A 21,081-nucleotide genomic window follows, 5' to 3' on the forward strand; every position below is an offset into this window, starting at 1 on the left:
TAGTTTATAGCAATAGTATTCAGTTTACAATCATAATAACCAGTTTTTAATCAAAACACTCCATCAACAGCAGGTCGCCATCGTTGTGCTCTATGGTTACTATTCCATCATTTAGAGCCTCATTACTGCTTCCTGTGCGATACCCTATGGTGAGTTCATCATCGGTAAGCTGATATTTTAAGTTTTTGGAGTGTATGCCTGATACTTTTCCGATAGGGATAAGCGAAATCGGTGTACCTGCTACATACCATTTTTCAAATTTTTTGGGTAACTGAAAAATTTTACTGTGATTATCCAGCATTACAATTTTCAGTTTTTCGCGATAGCGTACTATATTGGTAATGTTGGTTATAGTATGGTCGGCACGTTTTCCTGTTGCCCATATTACATTTACGGCAGGAAACTCTCGACTTATAAGATAATCAAAAGCTTTTTCAAGATCGGTTTTGTTTTGGTCGGGGGTATGTACAATTTCCAGCGGATATTGCATATCTCGGTATTGTTCAGGGTCAAAGCCACGATCAAAATCGCCAAGTAGTACATCTACTTTAATGCCTAAATCAATTACACGTTGTATAGCACTGTCCAGTACAATAACTAATGGCGACCATTCTAATAATTCATCCATTAGGGCTTTATTACATTCGGCGCCGTTGGCTATTATCAATGCGGGTTCCTGGTCGTCGCGTACTATGTGGTGGGATGACATATTTTGTGGTTTCTGCAAAAATACAAATAAAAACTACTGTACTATATAGTCTATAGTGCTTACTTCGCTAAGGTAAAAGTAACCGTAAGCATAATTATCAGGGTTTGTTTCGTTTACTACGTTTCCACGAAGGCTTGCCGGAGCTACCTGAAACGGTCCTAAATTAGCTTCGGATGTAGTTATGAATATTTTACTCATATAATTGTAATACCTTGGCGATATGCCGTGTAAGTCAACGCTTAATTCTTCACCTCTTTCTAAATCGGTAAATATTCTGACAGCATAGGTATAGTTGCCGTTAACAAATTCATCGTTAAATACACCATATTCAGGACCACGATCTTCACGCCTGTAATTTTGCATATAATAATTAGTTTCGTTTACAGGGTCGTTAAAAAAAGCTTTTATTGTGAGTTGGTCTTCTGTAAATCCCTCTCTGGTTTGCTGTACATCCTCCAAGTCAGGAACGGGCAGCATTGTTTCTGTAGCGGTATAAACTTCGTTTTTGTAAAGGATTGTAAGCGTATAGGTTTCCCCGATTGCAGGAACGAAGTTTTCGCACAAATAGACTCCGTTATTCTCTCCGGGCAATTCATAAAAATAAAACTCATCCTGTTGACTGTTGGTTATATATACTTCAGCCCCCGATGCGGTGGGGATTTCGGTATTATAAAAATCGGTACTGGTACTCAGGCGTATTACCTGCCAGTTACCATTACTTCCTTTTCGCCAGTTTATAGATGCTTCCACCACAAGCCTTGGTTCTGTACTATTAAGCCCTACGTCTATTACATCTTCGCATGCAATAAACAGTAGGGCTGTTAGTAATAGTATCGTAATTCGCAGCATATCTTTCATAGAGGCAATTTACTGAAAAAGCCTCAAAGACAGTGCCATAAAGTTACTGTATTGTATATAGGGTTGTGTCAACTTCAGTAAGCCTGAAATAACCATAGGCATAATTATCGGGGTTATTTTGGTTTGTCAGGTTACCACGCGCTGCTACGGGTACTGTTTGAAAAGGTCCGCCTCCCGCACCGCCTTCGGCTGTTGCAATCAATATGCTCATGTAATTATAATACCGTTGCGATATTCCGTACAGTTGTATTCCTACTTCTTGTCCGGTTTCAAAATCTTCATTATCTATAAAGCTAAACATTTCATTACCCTGAAAAAATTCATCGTCCAGCACATCATAATCAGGGTAAGGTAATACTTCAGTATCAAATCGTATCAGATAGTAGTTATCTTCGTTGGGATTATCCTGAAAAAAGAAGCGCACTTCTATATCTTCATTCAAAAAACCGCCTTCATCATCCTGTACAACACTGCTTATTTCCGGTACAGCATATAGTGTTTCGGTAGCAGTGTGTGTTTCCCCGTTATATTCTATAGTAAGTTGATAGGTTTCGCCAATAATGGGTTCAAAGTCAGCACAAATATAATTACCTGTACCCATATCTTCTATGAAGTTAAAAACAGTGTTGCTGCTATTGGTTATATATACCACAGCACCCGATACTATGGGTACTTCCTCCTCATAATAGCCTGTTGTAGTAGTAAGCCTTATGGTTTGTTCGCTGCCGTCAGTACCTTTTACCCAGTCAATAGAAGCCTCTACAACAAGACGTGGAGCTGCAGTGTCGAGATCTATATCAACTACATCTTCGCAGGCAATAAACATACTGCCTATTATTAAAAGTATTGCTAATCTTATATTTTTCATGGTGTGAATATATTGTAATTACCCTTAGGTGCTTTTTATTAAAATTTAAAATTATAAGTTACACTCGGTATAATTCCGAATATGGAAAGTCTTACAGCTTCATTATATCCTGTATCTTCATTTTGCCTGAATGTTATGGAAGCGGCATTTTTACGATTGTACAGGTTGTAGATACTAAATACCCATTCGCCTTGCCATCCTTTTTTCTTTTCAGGTTTTGGATTATAGGTTGCCGAAACATCTAAGTGGTGGTAGGCAGGAAGCCTGTCTTCGTTACGCTGTCCGAAACTTGGTATAGCAAGGTCGCCATATACATATTGCCCGTTAGGGTAGGTTACAGGCTGTCCTGATTGTAGTGCAAATATTGCCCCAAATGACCATTTGTTATTTAATTCGTATGAGCCCGTTACTGACAGGTTATGTGTTTTGTCATATCCTGTTTTATACCAGTCGCCATTATTTATCCCTATTTCATCAGGAGTGCGTCCTTCCGTTTGTTGCTCAGATCTTGATAAGGTATAGGATATCCAGCCGGTTAGCTTACCTTCATTTTTACGTAATAACACTTCAAGTCCGTATGCTCTGGCTCTTCCGTTCAATACTACCTGTTCTATAGCATTGTTGGCTATAAGATCGGCACCGTCAATGTAATCTATTCTGTTTTTTATTTTCTTATAAAAAGTTTCTACTTCCAGTGTGTAGTCATCATTATTAAAATTCCTGAAATACCCTACTGCTACTTGATCTAACAACTGCGGTTGAATGTATTTTCCGCTTGGCGCCCATACATCCAGCGGAGTAGGAGAGGATGTGTTGGATATTAAATGAAGGTATTGTGCCATGCGGTTATAGCTTGCTTTTACTGACTGGGTATCGTCCAGTTTAAAAGATACTGCGGCACGGGGCTCAAAATTGTCAAAACTTGCAATCGTTTCGTTACTGTCGTAACGTTTTGTGCCTATAATATCGGCTTTTTCGTATATCTTTAAATCGCTGTCATAACTTACCGGCTGGTCATTAGCATACAAATTTAAGGTTTGTGCACCTAATCTGTAAAACATACTGTATCTAAGTCCGTAACTAACCGTTATATTGTCAGTAAGTTCATGTTCGGCATCAATATAAAGAGCCGGTTCAAAAGCATATTTTTTATCAAGTTGCTCAGAATTTACCGACGAGCTGTCGCCTGTAGGGTTTACTTCTCCCGGATTAAAGTCGTAGTACAAGGCATTTAAACCATAGTTTAATTTAAACTTATCTGATATATAGTGTTTCAGGTCATATTTCAGGTTATAATTTTTTATGCCCGAATCCCACTGTAAACCTATAAAATCAAGCTCCAGTCCATAATAATAATCACTGTATATCATTGACATATTAGAGAAAAGCTTGTCGTTAAAAAGGTGATTCCATCTCAGGTTAACTACTGCATTACCATAGGTATTATTAAAACTATCGTTTATGTTAAACAGGTCGCGCCCAAAATAGCCCGACAGGTATAAACTGTTGTTGTCATTAAATTTATGGCTTATTTTTGTGTTGAGGTCATAGAAATAGGCAGAGTTATCATTATCAGTAAGTTTTAAAAATAAGTGGGCATAAGATGCCCTACCGGCAACAAGAAAAGAGCTTTTTCCTTTTTGTATAGGTCCTTCGGCAAGTATGCGACTTGATATTAAACCTATACCGCCATTCATGTGAAATTCATTACTGTTACCTTCTTTTTGATAAATATCCAGTACTGATGATACCCTACCGCCAAAACGTGCAGGAATACCGCCTTTGTACAGTTTTAAGTCTTTTATGGCATCAGAATTGAATACTGAGAAAAAGCCAAATAAGTGGGACGAGTTAAATATGGTAGCCTCATCAAGCAGTATAAGGTTTTGGTCGGCTGCGCCACCTCGCACGTTAAAACCTGATGATCCTTCGCCTGCATTGGTAACTCCGGGTAGCTGGAGCAACGATTTTAATATATCAACTTCTCCAAGTACTACGGGCATTTTTTTAATCTCCTGCACGGTGAGTTTGTTTACGCTCATCTGAGGGGTTTTAATGTTTGCCCTTTTTTGGTTTTCGGTTATTACTACCTCATTAAGCTCCTGCGAATCGACGCTTAACTTATAATTTTTCCTGATATTCTGGTTGAGTGTTACCGTTTCTCGAGTAGTACCAAAACTAACATAGCTTATTTCTACTGTATAAGTCCCTGCCGGGAGCGATATAGAGTAAAAGCCATATTCATTGGTAGCAATGGCTGTTTCTGCTTCTACAATATAAACGCTTGCACCAATAAGAGTTTCATTGCTTCCGGAGTCAGATACTGTACCGCTTAAAGTAAATTTTTCCTGAGCAAATGCAGCAGAAAAAATAAACATAAAAAGCACACTTAAGTACCTCTGTTTTAATAATGTCATGATGGTTTGATTGTTTGTTTCGTTTTTTGATTAATGATTGATTTTTTTTTTTGATTGTATTTGTTAAGTATATAAAATAAAGTTACTCTGACTGTTAACGTTTTAAATCATGATTTGTTATATTATATGATATTAAAAATGCATAGTAATATTACAATTTTCGGACAAAATTACTATATGTTTCAATATAAAAAACTTACAAAATATTAATTATTGACCATCTGTATAAAATTGCAGATGAATTATATAATACTATGGATGAATTGCAAAACACAATAATCAATCTGTATCTTATTCTTTTTCTTTAATTGCTTAACAGGGGTGCTCTTCATTTTATCCAAAAGCATGCCATAGTATTAATTTTTATGTGATTTTTTATGTTTTATTAAGTAAATATAATCCCACAAAAAAAAGCTGCAATTTGCAGCTTTTTTTATAGTGTAAGGATTGTTTATTATTTCAATTTAGCCAGTATGCCGTTAAGTGTTTCACTGGGTCGCATAGCTTTATCCGTTTTGCTAAAATCGGGGTGGTAGTAACCATCAATATCCTGAGCTTTGCCTTGCGCAGCAATAAGCTCTTCGTTTATTTTAGCTTCGTTATCAGTAAGTTGTTTTGCTATTGGTTCAAATATTGCTCTTAACACAGTATCCTTATTTTGAGAAGCAAGAGCCTGCGCCCAGTACATAGCCAGGTAAAAATGAGAACCCCTGTTGTCAATACTGCCTAACTCACGTGCAGGCGACTTGTCGTTTTCAAGGAATTTTTCCGTAGCCTCGTCTAATGCTTCCGAAAGTACCAAGGCTTTTGGGTTATTAAATGTTTGTCCTAAATGTTCTAACGATACACCCAGTGCAAGGAACTCGCCCAGTGAGTCCCAGCGCAAATATCCTTCTTCTACAAACTGTTGTACGTGTTTGGGAGCAGAACCTCCCGCACCTGTTTCAAACAGTCCGCCACCGTTCATTAACGGTACGATAGAAAGCATTTTTGCCGATGTACCTACTTCCAGAATAGGGAACAAGTCAGTAAGATAATCTCTCAATACGTTTCCTGTTACAGATATAGTATCTTCACCTTTAATGATTCTTTCCAGTGTAAAATTAGTAGCCTCTACAGGATTCATAATCCTTATGTCAAGCCCGGTAGTATCGTGGTCTTTTAAATAGGTATTTACTTTTGCTGTAAGCTGTACATCATGGGCTCTGTTCTCATCCAACCAAAATATCGCAGGAGTACCTGAAAGTCTTGCTCTTGTAACAGCCAGTTTTACCCAGTCGCGTATAGGAGCATCTTTAGTTTGGCACATCCTGAAAATGTCATCTGCTTCAACATTTTGCTCCATCAGTACCGTACCATTATTATCTATAACACGAACTACACCATCAGCACTAAGTTGAAAAGTTTTATCATGCGAGCCATACTCTTCGGCTTTTTGAGCCATAAGCCCTACATTTGGTACGCTACCCATTGTTGACGGATTGAATGCATCATGTTTTTTACAGAAATCGATAGTAGCACTATATACACCCGCATAACTTCTGTCCGGTATAATAGCTTTAGTATCCTGTGGTTTTCCTCCGGCATTCCACATTTGTCCTGATGTACGTATCATGGCAGGCATAGAAGCATCTACAATCACGTCTGATGGTACGTGTAGGTTAGTAATACCGTTATCAGAGTTTACCATAGCCAAGTCAGGACCATTTTTGTATGCTTCATCAATAGCCGCTTTTACTTCTGCCTCTTGTGATGTACCTGCTATTTTAGCATATACATCGCCAAGACCGTTACGGGTATCAACACCAAGTTCTTCAAATAACTGTCCGTATTTTTCAAATACATCTTTAAAAAAGACTTCTACAAAAGCCCCGAAAATGATAGGATCTGAAATTTTCATCATGGTAGCTTTCAAGTGTACTGAAAACAGTACGCCTTGTTGTTTTGCATCTTCTACCTGTTGTGCAATAAAGCTTTTCAGGGTTTTCATGCTCATGGCAGAGCTGTCTATAATTTCACCGGCTATAAGTGGGGTACTTGCTTTTAGCACTGTTACATTACCACTTTTATCAGTAAATTCAATTTTTACATCATTGTCATTACTTACCGTAACTGATTTTTCACTTCCGTAAAAATCGCCATCGTTCATACTTGCCACATGGGTTTTAGAGTCTGGCGACCAAGCCCCCATTCGGTGTGGATGTGCTTTAGCATAGTTTTTTACCGCTTTTGGCGCTCTGCGGTCAGAGTTACCCTCACGAAGTACAGGGTTTACTGCCGAACCTAATACTTTGGCATAACGTGCTTTTATAGCTTTCTCTTCTTCGTTTTTAGGCTCTTCAGGAAAGTCAGGTATGTTATAACCTTGTGACTGTAATTCTTTTATAGCAGCTTTTAGCTGTGGTACAGATGCTGATATATTTGGTAATTTTATGATATTAGCTTCGGGAGTTTTGGCAAGCTCGCCCAGTTCGCTAAGTGCATCATTTATTTTTTGGTCTTCGGTAAGATGGTCAGGAAAGTTTGCAAGTATTCTTCCTGCAAGCGAAATATCTCTTGTTTCTAAAGCAACACCTGCCGGTGCAGCAAAAGCTTGCACTATAGGTAGGAAAGAATGCGTTGCCAGCATTGGGGCTTCATCAGTTATCGTATAAATGATTTTTGATGCTTTTGACATTTTTTTCAGGTTTTTAATTTCCTGCTTTTAAGATAGGCAGGCGGATTATTAAATGAATTTAGATGTTGTTTGTTTAATTTGCTTAGCTTAAGAGTTTAACTAAAAGCGAGGCTCGCAAATATAGCAAAATATAAGCATAATGCCCAGTGCGAATATGGCAAAAAAACGTTATAGTTATTTTATTGTTTGCAATATTTTTCTTTCTTGAGGATAAATAGCAATAAAAAAAATCCCTCTGCAAAGCAGAGGGATTTTATATACATTACTGAAAGAAAAATTATCTTCTTCTTTCTTTAATTTTTGCTTTTTTACCGGTAAGGTCTCTAAAGTAGAAGATACGAGCTCTACGTACTTTACCTCTTTGGTTAAGTTCAATTTTTTGTAAAGCAGGCATGTTGATAGGGAAGATACGCTCTACACCTACTGAGCCTGACATTTTACGGATGGTGAATGTTTGTGTAATACCGGCACCTCTTTTTTGGATAACTACTCCTTTAAAGAACTGTGTTCTGGTTTTTTCACCCTCCTTAATTTCATAATACACAGTAATTGTGTCTCCTGAATTGAACTCAGGGAAATCTTTTTTTGCTACAAATTCGTCTTGTACAAATTTTACTAAATCAGACATGATTTCTAAAAGTTAAAAGTTTGAATCAGAACAACATTCACGAGTATCGCCAGAGGTTAATCCGAAGTGGGTGCAAATATATAAATTATTTTGAAGCAACAAAAAAGTTTAGTCATTAGTTTTTAAACTTTTAGAAACATTTTTTTATGCTGTTATTCCAGTAAGTCAGGTCGTCGGTTTTTGGTGTGTTCCAGCGCTTTATCTTCACGCCATTGGTCTATATGGGCAAAATTACCGCTCAGTAACACATCAGGAACTTTCCAGCCTTTATATTCCGCAGGGCGTGTATAAATAGGAGGGGAGAGCAGGTTATCCTGAAAGCTATCGGTAAGTGCCGATGTTTCGTTGCTCAACACGCCCGGTATAAGCCTGATAATGGCATCAGATACTACGGCTGCTGCAAGCTCGCCACCGGATAGCACAAAATCGCCTATGGAAATTTCTTTAGTTATAAAATGGTCGCGCACACGCTGGTCAACACCTTTATAATGACCACAAAGGATAATTATGTTTTTTAATAATGACATTTGGTTAGCCATCCCCTGGTTTAAGGTTTCGCCATCAGGAGTCATATAAATTACCTCGTCATACTCACGTTCTGCCTTTAGTTTGCTAATGCATAAATCTATAGGCTCTATCATCATTACCATACCGGCACCACCGCCAAACTGGTAGTCATCTACATTTTTGTGTTTGTTGGTACTATAATCCCTCAAGTTATGCAGGTGTACTTCTACCAGTCCCTTATCTATAGCTCTTTTTAGTATAGAGGCTTCAAAAGGGCTTCGTAATAGTTCAGGCAGTACGGTAATTATATCAATACGCATCGGTCAATTCTTTAATGTAGGAATGTGCAAATGTAACAATTCCATAGCTACATTAAAGAATTGATTAATTATTACATTTAAACTCCAAACTGTTTCAGGTGGTGGTCAAGATGTTTCCATTGCAATTCATCCCATTCTTCCATTGTCATTTCTCCGAAAAAAGGATGTTTGACGTTTTTTATACTGGCATGCCCTTCGGTTGCGAAAGTTGTAACTAAGGCTATCAATTCTTTTTTAGCAGTTTCAAAATCAGGCTCATGTTCTATTTTAAACTGTTTTACAGTAGGCATATTGTGGGCAAACGGCTTTGATTCTAACAGCTTTTTTTTCATCATTTTACCAAAAAGAAAACTCATCCAGTTAGATTTAAGGTTAAGCGTACCATAAGCAACCTTTATAGGCTGTTGGCAATGCTCCATCATTTGGCTAACAGTCATTTTTCCCCATTCTGACAATGTAATGGGGGTTAATTTTTCTATTCGTGTAACTAATTTTTGATTACCCTGAGCGTCAAAAACACTTTCCATAGAATATTGATTTGATGATTTTATATTAGTAAAAATGTTTTCAAATTTACATTTTTGTTATGATTTAGCGGCTGGGCAGGTAGGAAATTTATTTGTAAATTTGCCGTTTACAAACAAAAACAACAATAATGGAAAACGGAATTTACGCAAAATTCAATACAACAAAAGGAGCTATATTGGTAAAGCTTACACATGATAAAACTCCGGGTACGGTGGGTAACTTTGTAGGTCTTGCTGAGGGTAACCTTGAAAATGAGGCGAAACCACAAGGAAAACCGTATTATGACGGACTGAAATTTCACCGTGTGATACCTGATTTTATGATACAGGGCGGATGCCCACAGGGTACCGGTACAGGCGGACCGGGTTACAACTTTGATGATGAATTTCATTCGGAGTTAAGGCATGATAAGCCCGGAGTACTCTCTATGGCAAATGCAGGACCGGGTACTAACGGCTCTCAGTTTTTTATAACTCACATAGAAACCCCTTGGTTAGACAAAAAACATACTGTTTTTGGTCATGTTATAGAAGGGCAAGATATTGTTGACAGCGTTGCACAAGGCGATGTTATAGAAAGTCTTGAAATAATAAGAGAAGGTGACGAGGCTAAAAACTGGAATGCCATAGAGGCTTTCAGAACATTTGAAGGCTCGCGTGAAAAACGTATTGCTGAAGAAAAAGCAAGGGCAGAAGCAGAAATGGAAAAACTGGCTGCCGGATTTGATAAAACAGAAAGCGGGCTTCGTTATAAAGTAATCCAAAAAGGTGACGGTAAAAAAGCCGAAAAAGGAAAGAAAGTATCAGTACATTATAAAGGTACTCTTGATAACGGGCAAGTATTCGATTCTTCCTACCAAAGAAAACAACCTATTGAATTTCAACTGGGTGTGGGTCAGGTTATTTCAGGATGGGACGAAGGTATCTCTTTATTACAAGTAGGAGATAAAGCACGTTTTGTAATTCCTTCGCATTTGGGTTACGGTTCACGTGGTGCAGGTGGCGTTATACCGCCGGATGCAACCCTTATTTTTGACGTAGAATTGATGGATGTAAAATAATCATCAATACCAATATATTGAAGAGCCGCCATTACAGGCGGCTTTTTTATTTGGAATACTTTTTGAAAATAAGTATTTATAGTTCTATTTTTACCAATATTTACCATCAGCTATGCGATATATTCTTATACTTCTGTTTTTATTTACACTATCTGCCAAGTCGCAGGTAATGCACTGTGGATACGATTTTACATCCTATATTGTTCTGGACGTACACGAATCGGGAAAAACAGAAAATATTAAAAACCTTAAAATAACAGTTGTAGATAGTCTTGGCAGAGATGTTATTAATGTTAATAATGCCTATAGTTTTAAAAATGCCAATGCTCCGCTGCAATTCACATCAAATTATAAAATAGGAGATGATAACAAAAGACTTACCGAAGGTACTACGGCTAAAAAAGAACGCTGGTTCTTCCCTTTTGCCAAAGATAACTACCTGCTTTCGGTTGCTAATACTTTTCCTGCCGACAGGTTTAGTATAAAGGTTGAAGATATTGACGGCGCTGAAAATGGCGGTACATTTAAATCTGTAATAGTACCTCTATACAGTTATAATATGTATGTATTATGCTCTAACGAAAGCCAGCAGGCTGCGGTAAAGTTTGGACGCAAAATGAACCGCCCGATTGATGTGGTGCTTGAGAAGAAAGCCCCTTAATCCCCAAAGGGGAAATTGTTATATTGCTACATTAACAAATTAGAATATTGAATTATGCTTACCTGGGAAGAATTTGAAAAAACAGAAATGCGTGTGGGGACTATTATTGATGTAAATGATTTTCCTGAAGCACGAAAACCTGCATATCAACTAACTATAGATTTTGGTGCGGAAATAGGTATCCGTAAATCATCGGCACAGATTACGAAACGATACACAAAAGAGGAATTATTGAACAAACAAGTTGTAGCAGTAGTGAATTTTCCTAAAAAACAAATAGGAAAATTTATGAGCGAATGCCTTGTTTTAGGTGCTGTAGGGGAGGAAGGCGATGTAATATTGCTTGCTCCCGATAGCAGGATAAAAAACGGATTGCGAATAGCGTAAAAAAAAAAAATAAAAACTGCCTGTACAGCAGTTTTTATTTATATATCATCAAAGCTTACATCTGTAAAACTTTCTGTAGTAATAGTTTCTTCGCTTTTGTCTCCAAACAATTTTTTGAAGTCTTTTTGATGTCTTTCAGAAATTACTTCCTCGCCTTTGTGGTCAAGTACATAAGTAGTCATTTCGTCAAGAATTTCTTTAAATGCCGTAAAATCTTCTTTGTACAGATAGATTTTATGTTTTTTGAAGTGAAAAGAACCGTCTTCTTCAGTAAATTTTTTACTTTCAGTAATAGTAATGTAATAATCATCAGCTTTTGTTGACCTTACATCAAAAAAGTAAGTTCTTCTTCCTGCCCTTAGAACTCTAGAAAAGATCTCTTCCTTTTCCAACATGTCATTTTCTCTCATAATCCTTCGTTTGATTTGTATGATTTTATGTAGCAATCAAAAATCTAAAAAAAAATTATACAATCCAACAATTTACTGAATTTCTTTTTCCGAAAGTTGTTTCAGGTATAATTCTTTGTAGTATCCTTCTGCATTTACCATTTGATTATGAGTGCCTTGTTGTACTATTTTTCCGTTTTCGAGTATAATTATTTTATCGGCATTTTTAGCCGAAGACACTCTGTGGCTTACAATTATAGTGGTTTTATCCTTGCAAAATTCCAGCAAGTTGTTTAATATAGCCTCTTCGGTCTCAGTATCTACTGCCGAAAGCGAGTCGTCCAGCAATAATATGGGGGCATCTTTTATCATGGCTCTGGCTATGGAAACCCTTTGTTTTTGTCCGCCTGAAAGCGTTATGCCGCGCTCTCCCAGTATAGTTTCATACTGTTTATTAAAACTGATTATGTTGTTGTGTACTACTGCTTTTTTAGCCACTGTTACTACCTCATCATCAGTAGCATATTCATTACCAAACTTAATATTATTCTGAATGCTGTCAGAAAACAAAAAAGCGTCTTGCGGTACAAATCCTATACTGTTTCGCAAGTCGTTAAGGTTAAGGTCTTTTATGTTCTTGCCATCTACCATTATGCTGCCTTTCTCCACATCATACAGGCGACTTATGAGTGAAAGGATGGTTGATTTCCCTGAACCTGTTTTGCCTAGTATAGCGAGTGTTTCTCCTTTGTTTACCGTAAACGAAACATCGTTTAAAGCCGTAATATTAGTATCATCATAAGTAAAAGTAACATTTTCAAAAGCTATTGCACCTTTTACAGGAGTATGGGCTGTTTGATTATTCTGAATATCCGGCTCGGTTTTCAAAAACTCATTTATCCTTTTTTGCGAAGCTTCCGCTTCCTGCACCATAGAGGATATCCATCCCAGTGAGGCAACAGGCCAGGTAAGCATATTAATATATAATATAAACTGTGCAATTACTCCAATATCAGGTATAGTACCGTTTATATACATTACACCTCCCACATATATTACTACAAGGTTACTTATACCAATTAATAATATCATCAATGGTCCAAACTGTGCATTAACTTTAGCCAGGCTCATGTTTTTCTTTTTGCTGTCGCGGGACAAATCCGTAAAATCATTCTGCTTTTGTTTTTCCAGCGCATAAGCCTTTATTACCCTGATACCCGAAAACATTTCCTGCGTAAAAGTAGATAGCTTGGATAGGTTTTGCTGATATAGCGTACTACGTTTGTTAATTTCGGTACTTATTTTAAAAATACTGTAGGATAATATAGGTAATGGGAGCAGGGTGTAAAGCGTTAGTTTTGGCGATATAATATACATATGCGTTACTACCACCGCAAAACGTATTACGGTGTTTAGTGAGTACATTACCGCAGGACCCACATACATTCGTACCTTGCCCACATCTTCACTGATGCGGTTCATGAGGTCGCCCGTACGGTTGCGCTTATAAAAACTCTGTGACAGGTTTTCATAATGCCTGAAAATTTCATTTTTTAAATCAAACTCTACATGGCGCGACATTACTATTAACGTTTGTCGCATCAGGAAAGTAAGTACTCCGGCAATAAGTGTAGTAACTATTATAAGAATTATATTAGTTAGTAATTCACTTTTTATAGCATCGGCAGATAAACCTCCTTTATGACCATATTCTTCAATCGATTTAATGGAGTTACCTATAAGTTCGGGCGTAAATAATGAAAATATTTGCGCTACTATAGTAATGCTTATTCCTAAAAGAAACCGAAATTTATATTTTATAAAATATTTGTTTAAATACTGAAGTTCTTTCATGTTAATATTAATAAATTAATATATTACTTGTTTTTAATGTTAAAATAACGTTATTAATTGTGGTTATAAGTACTGATAATATATAGCTTTAAATTATTGAATACATAAAAAAGAGCGTTTATATTGCTATATTTTAATTATATATGTATTTTTGTCTCCTGTTTTTGAATAAATTTCAAATTTAAAATTATAATCATGATAGCAGAAGTTATTAAAGCCAACGATCTTACAAAAGCTGATCCTGTTTTTGGGCAGCTTTCTTTTAATGACCACGAACAAATTGTTTTTTGTCATGACAAAGATACTGGATTAAAAGCAATAATTGGTATTCATAATACCGTTTTAGGACCCGCACTTGGTGGAACAAGAATGTGGAAATATGCTAATGAGTGGGAAGCTTTAAATGATGTTTTAAGGCTATCAAGAGGAATGACATACAAATCTGCTATTTCAGGATTAAACCTCGGAGGTGGTAAGGCAGTCATTATCGGTGATGCCAAAACGGATAAAACTCCCGAAATGATGACTAAGTTCGGTCAGTTTATACACTCACTCAGCGGTAAATATATCACTGCGGAGGATGTGGGCACTACCACACCTGATATGGATATTATTCGTGAAGTTACTCCTTATGTAACAGGAATATCAGAAGCCAAAGGCGGATCAGGCAACCCTTCGCCCGTAACGGCTTACGGTGTATACATGGGTATGAAAGCTGCTGCAATGTACAAGTTTGGTACTGATAAGCTGGAAGGCAAAAAAGTATTGGTACAAGGTACAGGTCATGTAGGCGAAACACTTATAAGCTATCTTGTTAAAGAAGGAGCTTTGGTACAAATAACAGATATTAACGAAGCCAAAATGCAGGAGGTAGCTGCTAAATATGGTGCGCAAATATATATGGGCGAAGATATTTACAGTGCTGATGTAGATATTTATGCTCCGTGTGCGCTTGGCGGTACGGTTAATGATGAAACGATACAAAGGCTTAAAGCCAAAGTAATAGCAGGTGCAGCTAACAACCAGTTGGCTAATGATGAGATTCACGGTAAAGTATTACAAGAAAGAGGCATTGCTTATGCTCCTGACTTTCTTATTAATGCCGGAGGTATTATAAATGTATATGCCGAGATTGTAGGATATGACAAACAGGAGGCTATGCGCAGAACAGAGAATATTTATAATACTACCTTAGAAATATTTACTCATGCAGAGGCTAACGGTATTACTACTCAAAAAGCTGCTATGTCTATTGCGCAAAAAAGAATTGACGACAGAAAGAAAGAAACCGCTAAATAATTAGCGATAGAAAAAATATTATTTTTAATTTTGCGAAGCGAAAGAATTTTTCTTTCGCTTCTTTAATTTTTTAAAGTTCTTATAGACGAATGTTAAACAGAAGACATATTCGGGTTAAAGTGATGCAGTCAATATATGCCATGCATCAAAATGATTCAGACAACTTGGAAAAGGAAGAAAAGTTTCTTTTCTATAGTATAGAGAACATTCGCGACCTATATCTTACAATGGTTTCCGCTCTTGTAGAGCTGAGAAACAGCGAGGAAGACTATCTCGCAAAATCGTCTAAAAAACATCTTGCCACAAGCGAAGAGCGCAACCCCAACAAAAAATTTATCAATAATAAGGTATTGCAATTGCTGGAAGAAAACAATTCGCTGAGTGTTGCAATGGCAGATCGCAAAATAAATAACTGGAAACAGAATGACGATTATATACTACTGTTGCTCGAAGCAATAAAGCAAAGTGAAGTATATAACGATTATATGAAGAATGAAGAAAATGATTTTGAAAAAGACAGAGATTTTATAGCCTCACTTTTTACCGAAGTTATTGCGCCTAACGAGAAGCTGTATGAATATCTGGAAGACTATAAGTTAACTTGGGTGGACGATATTCCGCTGGTAAACACAATGATAGTTAAACAGTTAAAGCAAATAAAGCCGGATGGTAATTCTTTTTCTGTACCAAAACTGTATAAGGATGTTGATGATAAAGATTTTGTAAAAAACCTATTCAGGAAAACAGTACTCAACGAAAGAGAGCTTGCCAGAGAGTTTATTGACAAAACCCCGAACTGGGATACCGAGCGTATAGCCGAAATAGATGCCATAATATTAAAAATGGCAATATGTGAATTTTTAAAATTTCCGTCGATACCGGTAAAAGTTACTATAAATGAATATCTTGAGATAGCAAAAGAATATTCTACACCAAAAAGCAGTATTTTTATCAACGGAATATTAGACAACTTAATTAAAGATTATCAAACCAATAATAAACTGATAAAAACCGGAAGAGGTTTAATGTAAAATAATTTAAAACTATAGTTATGATAAAAAGAACAGCAGCTATGTTCGCCATAGCATCTTTAGTACTTACAGTATCTTGTAAAGAAAATGCGGCATTGCGTATTGATGAAGAAACAGCAAAAGAAGCCGAACTGGCACATGCCGAAGCAGGTAAAGTAGCCGTGATGAAGTTTGACGAAACCGAATTTGATTTTGGTACAATCAATGCCGGCGATGTGGTAGAACACACTTTTACTTTTACAAATTCCGGATCGTCTGACTTAGTTATAAGCGAAGCAAAAGCAAGTTGTGGTTGTACTGTGCCAAGTTACACCAAAACGGCTGTAAAACCGGGAGACAGCGGAGAGATAAACGTATCTTTTAACTCTGCGGGAAAAAGCGGAAAACAAAACAAAACAGTAACTGTTACAGCTAATACAGAGCAAGGTAGCGAAGTACTTAAATTTACAGCCGAAGTTACACCAAAAGCTGGTGTAGGCGTTAAACAAGCGAAAAACTAAATATGGATCAATTACAACAGTTTGCCCCGTTATTATTAATGTTTGTCGTTATCTATTTTTTAATGATACGACCACAACAAAAAAGGCAAAAACAAGAAAAGCAATTTGAAAAAGACCTTAAAGCAGGGGATAAAATAATTACAAAAAGCGGTATTCATGGCAAGATATTAGAGCTTGGCGATGATACTTTGGTAATTGAAACTATGGCGGGTAAATTAAAAATGGAACGTTCGGCAGTATCGCTGGAACTGAGCCAAAAATTAAATGCTCCTAAAAAAGACTAACAAAAAAGCCTCATCATTACGATGAGGCTTTTTGATTTTATAAAGATAAGTTATACTACATTACCCATTATATTTTTTAGCTGTAAGTTCAGCAATTTTTACAATTACCTCTGTAGCTTTTTGCATACTCTCTACAGGTACATACTCATATTTTCCATGAAAATTATGACCGCCTGCAAAAATGTTAGGGCAAGGTAATCCCATATACGATAGTTGACACCCGTCAGTACCGCCACGTATTGGTTTAATAAGCGGAGTTATTCCTAAATCTTTCATTGCCTGCTCGGCAATATCTACAATATGAAATACAGGTACTACCTTTTCTTTCATGTTGTAGTACTGGTCTTTAATAGCAGCAATAGCAATAGGCTCACCATATTGCTCCATATATTCGTTACTGATTTCTTCGGCTATTTGAGCTACTTTTTTCTTTCGGGCTTCAAATTTTTCTTTATCATGGTCACGGATGATAAGCTGTACAGTAGTTTCTTCAATACTGCCGTTAATACCCGTTACGTGATAAAAACCTTCATAACCCGATGTTCTTTCCGGCACTTCACCTTGAGGTAAAGCTGCTACAAAACGGCTTGCCAATAACATTGAGTTTATCATTTTCCCTTTTGCATAACCCGGGTGTACACTTTTACCCTTAAAGGTAATTTTTGCTCCTGCCGCATTAAAGTTTTCATACTCCAGTTCGCCTATCTGGCTGCCATCCATAGTATAAGCCCAGTCAGCACCAAATTTAGCTACGTCAAATTTATGAGCACCACGACCAATCTCTTCATCAGGAGTAAAACCTACCCGTATTTTTCCGTGCTTAATTTCAGGATGATTAATAAGATATTCCATAGCCGTAACAATCTCAGTAATACCCGCTTTATCATCAGCACCCAGTAGGGTAGTACCATCAGTAGTAATAAGGGTCTGACCTTTATACTGCAACATATCTTTAAAGTAGGAAGGAGAAAGTACTATATTTTGCTCAGCATTCAGTATAATATCGCCGCCATCATAATTTTCAACTATTTGAGGTTTTACATTAGCTCCTGTAAAATCGGGGGTAGTATCAAAATGCGAAACAAAACCAATAACCGGTACATCATGCTCCACATTAGAGGGTAATGTTGCCATTATATAAGCATTTTCATCTATGGTAACATCTTCCATACCAATGGTTTTAAGTTCTTCTGCCAGTTGGTTGGCAAGATCCCATTGTTTGGATGTACTTGGCGTTGTTTCAGAGTTAGGGTCAGATTCGGTATCAACAGTAACATAGCTGATAAATCGGTCTATTATGTGTTGCATTTTTATGTTTTTATTAATAATGAAGCACAAATTTACAATTTATTTGAGAGTATTATATTTAAAGGAGCTGTAATTCTTTATAGAGGTTATGTCTGGCTGTGTTTTCATATTTATTCCTGAAAAGCTCGGTTTTAAATATGCTTTCCATATCAAGAAAATGCTGTAATACTTTTTTTCTGCCCGGTTTGTATAAAAAATCAGGATATATACTGTATTCTTTTCGTATCTGTTTATAGTATTGCTCATAGTTTTGCCATGAGCTGCCTAATATAGAAAGATCGGCATCTGTAAAAAGATTAGTATCATTGTTATTACTAAGAGTATGACTTTTTGTAGCCAGTATTTGCTTACGGCACAAAGCAATTTTATTTTCAGGATATTCTATTTGGTTAAGGCGATTTACTGCAACATCAGCACTTTTTTCTTCATTATCCTTTTTTGAGGTATCATAAATTATATCATGATAGAATAATGAAAACAGGATAGTATCCCGGTCGGCAATTTCATCATGGCATTCATTTAATTCATTATACATATTCTCCAAATGCTGTATGGTATGATAATGCCTGCCTCGGGCTGAATAATTTGTTTCTATTTCAATCCAAAGTTCCTTTGTTAAAGAAGGATTATCAGTATAACTTCCAAACAGTTCATAAAAAATATCTTTCATAATAAAATGATATCGGAATTATGTGTTTATACCAAATGTAGTAATTATTGAGAGGATAATGTTATTTTTGCAATCACAACACAACAACTATGTACAAATCAATTATACGACCGTTACTTTTTCGTTTCGACCCCGAAAAAGTGCATTATTTTACTTTCGATTCTATTCGTTTCATCAATAAAATTCCCGGAATGCCCGCTTTATTCAGGGCAAAATATGAAGTGAGTGATACAAGGCTTGAAAGAGAAGTTTTTGGGTTAAAGTTTAAAAATCCCGTAGGGCTTGCTGCAGGCTTAGATAAAGATGCTACACTTTACAGAGAGTTATTTAACTGCGGATTCGGCTTTATTGAGATAGGGACGTTAACACCCAAGCCACAACCCGGTAACCCTAAAAAAAGGCTTTTCCGCTTGCGTGAAGACAGAGCACTCATCAACCGAATGGGCTTTAACAATGGCGGAGTAGCAGATGCGGTAGAACGACTAAAAAACAACCCGAAAGGAAAAAATCATGTATTAATAGGCGGAAATATTGGTAAAAATAAAATTACCCCAAATGAAGATGCTGTAAAAGATTACGAAATATGCTTTGATGCCCTTTATGATTATGTAGATTATTTTGTAGTAAATGTAAGCTCGCCTAACACACCAAATCTTAGAGAATTACAGGATAAAGAACCATTAACCAAACTTCTACAAACACTACAAAATAAAAATGCTGCAAAGCCTAAGCAAAAACCAATACTGCTAAAAATAGCTCCCGACCTTACGGATGAGCAGCTTTTGGATATTATAGATATAGTGAAAACTACCGCAATAGCAGGAGTAATAGCTACAAACACAACCATATCCCGTGAAGGGTTACAATCGGAGAATAAATCGGAGACAGGCGGGCTTAGTGGTAAACCTTTAGCCAAACGTTCAACCGAAGTAATACGTTTCCTTTCAGAAAAAAGTAATAAAGCATTCCCTATAATAGGAGTAGGCGGCATCCATACCCCCGAAGATGCTATTGAAAAATTGGAAGCAGGAGCAAGCCTCATACAACTTTATACAGGCTTTGTATATGAAGGACCCGCACTGGTTAAAGCTATCAATAAAAAGATATTAGCAATGAATAAGTAAGAAACTGGTAAAGTATTCTTATATATTGAAGCAGATTTTACGGATATCATAAAAAATAAAACGATTTCGTAAACGCTAAATTTTATATCTTTGAAGTCTATGGAGCAGGTAAAAATAATCGAATGTCCGCGCGATGCCATGCAGGGCATAAAGGCATTTATCCCGACAGAAAAAAAAGCAGCCTATATACAATCGCTTTTGCGTATTGGTTTCGATACTCTCGATTTTGGCAGTTTTGTTTCACCAAAGGCTATTCCGCAAATGCAGGATACCGCCGAAGTACTGGCGCAACTTGACCTTTCTGCAACCACAACTAAGTTACTGGCAATTATAGCTAATACCAAAGGAGCAGAGATAGCTTCGGTGCATCCGGAAATACATTACTTAGGTTATCCTTTTTCTATATCCGAAAACTTCCAGATGCGTAATACGCATAAAACCATAGCCGAATCGATAGTAACATTACAGGAAATCCTGGATATTGCTGCAAAAAGCAATAAAGAGGTCGTTGCATACCTCTCCATGGGGTTTGGTAATCCGTATGGTGACCCTTGGGATGTGGAAATAGTAGGGGAGTGGACAGAAAAACTGGCGGGTATGGGGGTAACTATATTATCCCTTTCAGACACGGTGGGGAGTTCTACACCCGATGTAATTGATTATTTGTTTTCTAACCTGATACCAAAATATCCTACTATTGAGTTTGGCGCACACCTGCACACCACGCCCGACAAGTGGCACGAAAAGGTAGATGCTGCTTACAAAGCGGGTTGTACACGTTTTGACGGAGCTATACAAGGCTTTGGCGGCTGCCCGATGGCAAAAGACGACCTTACGGGTAATATGCCTACTGAAAAGATGCTTTCGTACTTTACAGCAGCCAAAGTAACCACAAATTTAAACGCCCTTAGCTTTGAAAGTGCTTATAACGAGGCTACAAAGCTGTTTGGGGAGTATCATTAATTGGTTGTTGTTTTAACTTCGAATAAGCAAATAAAACTT

At 36.9% G+C, this 21,081-nt stretch carries 21 protein-coding genes; 9 read left to right on the top strand and 12 right to left on the bottom strand.

The window, feature by feature from the left end; all coding sequences use genetic code 11:
• Positions 1 to 46 precede the first annotated feature (46 nt).
• The 8 genes from E0W68_RS07600 to E0W68_RS07635 all read right to left on the bottom strand — a co-directional run bounded on the left by E0W68_RS07600 (position 47) and on the right by E0W68_RS07635 (position 9,511).
• Entirely contained in the window at positions 47 to 709 is a 663-nt protein-coding gene (locus tag E0W68_RS07600; protein ID WP_135218830.1) for a thiamine diphosphokinase, read from the bottom strand.
• 33 nt (positions 710 to 742) lie between these two features.
• A complete protein-coding gene (locus E0W68_RS07605; protein WP_135218831.1) occupies positions 743 to 1,567 on the bottom strand; it encodes a DUF4249 domain-containing protein in 825 nt (274 codons plus the stop codon).
• A 43-nt stretch (positions 1,568 to 1,610) separates the two neighbouring features.
• Positions 1,611 to 2,435, bottom strand: coding sequence for a DUF4249 domain-containing protein (locus E0W68_RS07610; protein WP_135218832.1), 825 nt, complete (start codon positions 2,433 to 2,435; stop codon positions 1,611 to 1,613).
• Positions 2,436 to 2,473: 38 nt separating this feature from the next.
• Positions 2,474 to 4,813 (bottom strand): TonB-dependent receptor, encoded by a 2,340-nt coding sequence (locus E0W68_RS07615; protein WP_235831827.1) that lies wholly within the window; start codon positions 4,811 to 4,813, stop codon positions 2,474 to 2,476.
• Between the two features lie 493 nt (positions 4,814 to 5,306).
• On the bottom strand, positions 5,307 to 7,529 hold the full coding sequence (locus E0W68_RS07620; RefSeq protein WP_135218834.1) for an NADP-dependent isocitrate dehydrogenase: 2,223 nt from the start codon (positions 7,527 to 7,529) through the stop codon (positions 5,307 to 5,309).
• A gap of 277 nt (positions 7,530 to 7,806) precedes the next feature.
• Positions 7,807 to 8,157, bottom strand: coding sequence for a 50S ribosomal protein L19 (gene rplS / locus E0W68_RS07625; protein ID WP_129751117.1), 351 nt, complete (start codon positions 8,155 to 8,157; stop codon positions 7,807 to 7,809).
• A gap of 152 nt (positions 8,158 to 8,309) precedes the next feature.
• Positions 8,310 to 8,984 carry a tRNA (guanosine(37)-N1)-methyltransferase TrmD gene (gene trmD, locus E0W68_RS07630; protein ID WP_135218835.1) on the bottom strand — a complete coding sequence of 225 codons (675 nt, stop codon included), beginning with the start codon at positions 8,982 to 8,984 and terminating at the stop codon, positions 8,310 to 8,312.
• A gap of 77 nt (positions 8,985 to 9,061) precedes the next feature.
• Complete coding sequence (locus E0W68_RS07635) at positions 9,062 to 9,511, bottom strand: DUF1569 domain-containing protein (RefSeq protein ID WP_135218836.1); 450 nt, start codon at positions 9,509 to 9,511, stop codon at positions 9,062 to 9,064.
• 128 nt (positions 9,512 to 9,639) lie between these two features.
• Between E0W68_RS07635 and E0W68_RS07640 the strand changes: the two genes are divergently transcribed.
• The 3 genes from E0W68_RS07640 (at position 9,640) to E0W68_RS07650 (ending at position 11,620) form a co-directional block, all read left to right on the top strand.
• Positions 9,640 to 10,572 carry a peptidylprolyl isomerase gene (locus tag E0W68_RS07640; protein WP_135218837.1) on the top strand — a complete coding sequence of 311 codons (933 nt, stop codon included), beginning with the start codon at positions 9,640 to 9,642 and terminating at the stop codon, positions 10,570 to 10,572.
• 112 nt (positions 10,573 to 10,684) lie between these two features.
• A complete protein-coding gene (locus tag E0W68_RS07645) occupies positions 10,685 to 11,233 on the top strand; it encodes a hypothetical protein (RefSeq protein WP_135218838.1) in 549 nt (182 codons plus the stop codon).
• A 54-nt stretch (positions 11,234 to 11,287) separates the two neighbouring features.
• Entirely contained in the window at positions 11,288 to 11,620 is a 333-nt protein-coding gene (locus E0W68_RS07650) for a tRNA-binding protein (RefSeq protein ID WP_202922682.1), read from the top strand.
• Positions 11,621 to 11,658: 38 nt separating this feature from the next.
• Here the strand turns inward: E0W68_RS07650 and E0W68_RS07655 are convergent, their stop codons facing one another.
• Complete coding sequence (locus E0W68_RS07655; protein WP_135218840.1) at positions 11,659 to 12,030, bottom strand: PUR family DNA/RNA-binding protein; 372 nt, start codon at positions 12,028 to 12,030, stop codon at positions 11,659 to 11,661.
• 72 nt (positions 12,031 to 12,102) lie between these two features.
• The gene (locus E0W68_RS07660; protein WP_135218841.1) at positions 12,103 to 13,863 is read right to left on the bottom strand and encodes an ABC transporter ATP-binding protein; all 1,761 of its coding nucleotides are present in this window, start codon (positions 13,861 to 13,863) and stop codon (positions 12,103 to 12,105) included.
• 195 nt (positions 13,864 to 14,058) lie between these two features.
• On the opposite strand from E0W68_RS07660, the gene E0W68_RS07665 reads away from it, so the two are divergent.
• From E0W68_RS07665 to yajC, 4 genes are all read left to right on the top strand, one after another.
• Positions 14,059 to 15,162, top strand: coding sequence for a Glu/Leu/Phe/Val dehydrogenase dimerization domain-containing protein (locus E0W68_RS07665; RefSeq protein ID WP_135218842.1), 1,104 nt, complete (start codon positions 14,059 to 14,061; stop codon positions 15,160 to 15,162).
• 122 nt (positions 15,163 to 15,284) lie between these two features.
• Complete coding sequence (gene nusB, locus E0W68_RS07670; RefSeq protein WP_135219019.1) at positions 15,285 to 16,193, top strand: transcription antitermination factor NusB; 909 nt, start codon at positions 15,285 to 15,287, stop codon at positions 16,191 to 16,193.
• Between the two features lie 20 nt (positions 16,194 to 16,213).
• Positions 16,214 to 16,693: a DUF1573 domain-containing protein gene (locus E0W68_RS07675; protein ID WP_235831828.1), complete on the top strand. Its 480-nt coding sequence runs from the start codon at positions 16,214 to 16,216 to the stop codon at positions 16,691 to 16,693.
• 2 nt (positions 16,694 to 16,695) lie between these two features.
• Complete coding sequence (yajC, locus tag E0W68_RS07680; RefSeq protein ID WP_135218843.1) at positions 16,696 to 16,977, top strand: preprotein translocase subunit YajC; 282 nt, start codon at positions 16,696 to 16,698, stop codon at positions 16,975 to 16,977.
• Between the two features lie 60 nt (positions 16,978 to 17,037).
• Here yajC and pepT read toward each other — a convergent pair whose 3' ends face one another.
• A complete protein-coding gene (pepT, locus tag E0W68_RS07685) occupies positions 17,038 to 18,285 on the bottom strand; it encodes a peptidase T (protein ID WP_135218844.1) in 1,248 nt (415 codons plus the stop codon).
• Between the two features lie 58 nt (positions 18,286 to 18,343).
• Entirely contained in the window at positions 18,344 to 18,955 is a 612-nt protein-coding gene (locus tag E0W68_RS07690; protein WP_135218845.1) for an HD domain-containing protein, read from the bottom strand.
• An 89-nt stretch (positions 18,956 to 19,044) separates the two neighbouring features.
• Here E0W68_RS07690 and E0W68_RS07695 point away from each other — a divergent pair, with 89 nt between their 5' ends.
• On the top strand, positions 19,045 to 20,079 hold the full coding sequence (locus E0W68_RS07695; protein ID WP_135218846.1) for a quinone-dependent dihydroorotate dehydrogenase: 1,035 nt from the start codon (positions 19,045 to 19,047) through the stop codon (positions 20,077 to 20,079).
• Positions 20,080 to 20,178: 99 nt separating this feature from the next.
• On the top strand, positions 20,179 to 21,042 hold the full coding sequence (locus E0W68_RS07700; protein WP_135219021.1) for a hydroxymethylglutaryl-CoA lyase: 864 nt from the start codon (positions 20,179 to 20,181) through the stop codon (positions 21,040 to 21,042).
• The last annotated feature ends 39 nt before the right edge of the window (positions 21,043 to 21,081 follow it).

Origin of the sequence: Flavobacterium salilacus subsp. salilacus (assembly GCF_004634195.1) — a bacterium.
GTDB lineage: Bacteria > Bacteroidota > Bacteroidia > Flavobacteriales > Flavobacteriaceae > Flavobacterium > Flavobacterium salilacus.

Coding starts and splice junctions, on each gene's coding strand:
- E0W68_RS07600 (WP_135218830.1), bottom strand. CDS start 709: ATGTCATCCCACCACATAGTACGCGACGACCAGGAACCCGCATTGATA.
- E0W68_RS07605 (WP_135218831.1), bottom strand. CDS start 1,567: ATGAAAGATATGCTGCGAATTACGATACTATTACTAACAGCCCTACTG.
- E0W68_RS07610 (WP_135218832.1), bottom strand. CDS start 2,435: ATGAAAAATATAAGATTAGCAATACTTTTAATAATAGGCAGTATGTTT.
- E0W68_RS07615 (WP_235831827.1), bottom strand. CDS start 4,813: ATGTTTATTTTTTCTGCTGCATTTGCTCAGGAAAAATTTACTTTAAGC.
- E0W68_RS07620 (WP_135218834.1), bottom strand. CDS start 7,529: ATGTCAAAAGCATCAAAAATCATTTATACGATAACTGATGAAGCCCCA.
- rplS (WP_129751117.1), bottom strand. CDS start 8,157: ATGTCTGATTTAGTAAAATTTGTACAAGACGAATTTGTAGCAAAAAAA.
- trmD (WP_135218835.1), bottom strand. CDS start 8,984: ATGCGTATTGATATAATTACCGTACTGCCTGAACTATTACGAAGCCCT.
- E0W68_RS07635 (WP_135218836.1), bottom strand. CDS start 9,511: ATGGAAAGTGTTTTTGACGCTCAGGGTAATCAAAAATTAGTTACACGA.
- E0W68_RS07640 (WP_135218837.1), top strand. CDS start 9,640: ATGGAAAACGGAATTTACGCAAAATTCAATACAACAAAAGGAGCTATA.
- E0W68_RS07645 (WP_135218838.1), top strand. CDS start 10,685: ATGCGATATATTCTTATACTTCTGTTTTTATTTACACTATCTGCCAAG.
- E0W68_RS07650 (WP_202922682.1), top strand. CDS start 11,288: ATGCTTACCTGGGAAGAATTTGAAAAAACAGAAATGCGTGTGGGGACT.
- E0W68_RS07655 (WP_135218840.1), bottom strand. CDS start 12,030: ATGAGAGAAAATGACATGTTGGAAAAGGAAGAGATCTTTTCTAGAGTT.
- E0W68_RS07660 (WP_135218841.1), bottom strand. CDS start 13,863: ATGAAAGAACTTCAGTATTTAAACAAATATTTTATAAAATATAAATTT.
- E0W68_RS07665 (WP_135218842.1), top strand. CDS start 14,059: ATGATAGCAGAAGTTATTAAAGCCAACGATCTTACAAAAGCTGATCCT.
- nusB (WP_135219019.1), top strand. CDS start 15,285: ATGCAGTCAATATATGCCATGCATCAAAATGATTCAGACAACTTGGAA.
- E0W68_RS07675 (WP_235831828.1), top strand. CDS start 16,214: ATGATAAAAAGAACAGCAGCTATGTTCGCCATAGCATCTTTAGTACTT.
- yajC (WP_135218843.1), top strand. CDS start 16,696: ATGGATCAATTACAACAGTTTGCCCCGTTATTATTAATGTTTGTCGTT.
- pepT (WP_135218844.1), bottom strand. CDS start 18,285: ATGCAACACATAATAGACCGATTTATCAGCTATGTTACTGTTGATACC.
- E0W68_RS07690 (WP_135218845.1), bottom strand. CDS start 18,955: ATGAAAGATATTTTTTATGAACTGTTTGGAAGTTATACTGATAATCCT.
- E0W68_RS07695 (WP_135218846.1), top strand. CDS start 19,045: ATGTACAAATCAATTATACGACCGTTACTTTTTCGTTTCGACCCCGAA.
- E0W68_RS07700 (WP_135219021.1), top strand. CDS start 20,179: ATGGAGCAGGTAAAAATAATCGAATGTCCGCGCGATGCCATGCAGGGC.